The following is a 330-nucleotide window of genomic DNA, read 5'->3' as shown; positions in this document are numbered from 1 at the left end:
AGAGGTTTTTTTTCAGGTTTCTTTTCAGAACTTGCAGGATTGCTTTCCTTAATTGGGGGGATTTACGCCGCCATTCATTTTTCAGGCGCCACCTATGCTTTTCTAAATAGCTTTATTAACTGGGAACCTCAGTACCTTGCAATCCTCTCATTTGCAGTCACTTTTTTTATTGTTGCACTGCTCATCTCTCTGGCCGGAAACATCCTTACCAAAATGGTTCATATGGTTGCTCTTGGTATTATCAACAGGCTTTTCGGCGGAATATTCGGGGTGCTGAAAATGGCATTTTTGGCAAGTATCATTATGATGTTCTTTGCCAACTTTGACGTT

At 40.9% G+C, this 330-nt stretch carries 1 protein-coding gene; it reads left to right on the top strand.

Features of this window, described 5'->3' with window-relative positions; translation table 11 throughout:
* Positions 1–330, top strand: a 330-nt coding sequence (locus HC176_RS18340; RefSeq protein ID WP_167920424.1) for a CvpA family protein, incomplete at both ends; no start/stop codon positions are given.

The organism is Tamlana crocina (genome assembly GCF_012037625.1).
The sequence above is the reverse complement of the archived record's forward strand: the minus strand, read 5'-3'. Positions and strand labels throughout refer to the sequence as shown.